1 protein-coding gene and 2 pseudogenes are annotated in these 1,689 nt (G+C 62.5%); all 3 read right to left on the reverse strand.

Annotation, left to right across the window (positions count from 1 at the left end):
* Positions 1–369 (reverse strand): annotated as a pseudogene (locus X803_RS22075) (plasmid pRiA4b ORF-3 family protein); the annotation flags it as partial.
* Positions 370–470: 101 nt separating this feature from the next.
* Positions 471–821 (reverse strand): hypothetical protein, encoded by a 351-nt coding sequence (locus X803_RS0103520; RefSeq protein ID WP_026544055.1) that lies wholly within the window; start codon positions 819–821, stop codon positions 471–473.
* Between the two features lie 11 nt (positions 822–832).
* Positions 833–1,689 (reverse strand): annotated as a pseudogene (locus X803_RS20905) (plasmid pRiA4b ORF-3 family protein); the annotation flags it as partial.

Raw genomic sequence — 1,689 nt, forward strand, 5'->3', positions numbered from 1 at the left:
TTCGAGGAGGAGTAGCAGCGTGGCGTCGCGCTCGGAATCATGACGGTGCCGGTGGACTACCGCTCGGGCGAGGAATAACCGGAGTCCTCCGGGATCGTCGAGCAGCCGTTTAGCAGCGGATGTGATGACGAGTTTGCCTTTGATTTTGCGGATGAGGCCGAGCCTCTGGGCGCTTTCACGCAGTTGGAGGACGGGCAGAGTCTGGTCTTCGCGGTTGGCTTTGCCGATCCAGTCTTTTTCCCAGCCAAGTGCGGTCATTGCGTCACGGACCACGGTCGGCGGCAGCCAGCCTGCAGCGGTGAGGGAGAGCCCGTCGGACCCGATGCGTCGGATCAGCCAGAGGTACGGTGCTGTCATTGCTTCGGCCACGTCAGCTTCCACTCGCACGGGGTGATCTAGGTCCGCGGCGGCGAGGTAGGAGCGGAATTCCCGGCGGATTGCATGAGGCAGCCGTTCGGTGAGTTCTTCAGTCAGTGTCGGGTTGCTGCCGATCGGTTGGTTGGTTTCGGGTGCGCGACCGCTTCAAGGTAGTCGTCCCATGCGGTACGTTTCCCGGCAGCGATCTCGAGGAGGAGTAACAGCGCGGCGTCGCGCTCGGAATCATGACGGTGCCGATGGGCTACCGCTTGAGCGAGGAATAGCAAGAGGCCTTCGGGATCATCGAGCAGCCGTTTAGCAGCGGATGTGATGACGAGTTTGCCTTTGATTTTTCGGATGAGACCGAGGCGCTGGGCACTTTCACGCAATTGGAGGACGGGCAGAGTCTGGTCCTCGCGGTTGGCTTTGCCGATCCAGTCCTTTTCCCAGCCAAGTGCGGTCATTGCCTCCCGGACTACGGCCGGCGGCAGCCAGCCTGCGGCTGTGAGGGAGAGCCCCTCAGAGCCGATGCCTGGAGGGCTGCGCGGGCGAAGGCTTGCCCTTGCGGGGTGACGATGTTTGCTTCCAGCCCACCGCGGTCGTCGACCATGCCGAGGTTGAGGAGGACTTCTCGGGCGTTGCTGAGGAGTCCTTGGACGGTTTGCGGGTCCAGTTCGGCTCCCGGGCCGGTTCTCCACCCCAGTGTGCTGAGTCCGAAGGCGACCGCTTCAAGGTAGTCGTCCCATGCGGTACGTTTCCCGGCAGCGATTTCGAGGAGGAGTAGCAGCGTGGCGTCGCGCTCGGAATCATGACGGTGCCGGTGGACTACCGCTCGGGCGAGGAATAACCGGAGTCCTCCGGGATCGTCGAGCAGCCGTTTAGCAGCGGATGTGATGACGAGTTTGCCTTTGATTTTGCGGATGAGGCCGAGCCTCTGGGCGCTTTCACGCAGTTGGAGGACGGGCAGAGTCTGGTCTTCGCGGTTGGCTTTGCCGATCCAGTCTTTTTCCCAGCCAAGTGCGGTCATTGCGTCACGGACCACGGTCGGCGGCAGCCAGCCTGCAGCGGTGAGGGAGAGCCCGTCGGACCCGATGCGTCGGATCAGCCAGAGGTACGGTGCTGTCATTGCTTCGGCCACGTCAGCTTCCACTCGCACGGGGTGATCTAGGTCCGCGGCGGCGAGGTAGGAGCGGAATTCCCGGCGGATTGCATGAGGCAGCCGTTCGGTGAGTTCTTCAGTCAGTGTCGGGTTGCTGCCGATCGGTTGGTTGGTTTCGGGTGCCGGGAACAGCAGGGCAAGTTCGTTGTTCACGGAATCGATGTCGAGGTGTT

Origin of the sequence: Arthrobacter sp. 35/47, assembly GCF_000520475.1 — a bacterium.
In the GTDB taxonomy this organism is placed as follows: Bacteria; Actinomycetota; Actinomycetes; order Actinomycetales; family Micrococcaceae; genus Arthrobacter_D; species Arthrobacter_D subterraneus.

What these genes read in the sequence shown, in the direction of transcription:
- X803_RS0103520 (WP_026544055.1), bottom strand. Translation starts at nt 821, where the DNA reads ATGACCGCACTTGGCTGGGAAAAGGACTGGATCGGCAAAGCCAACCGC.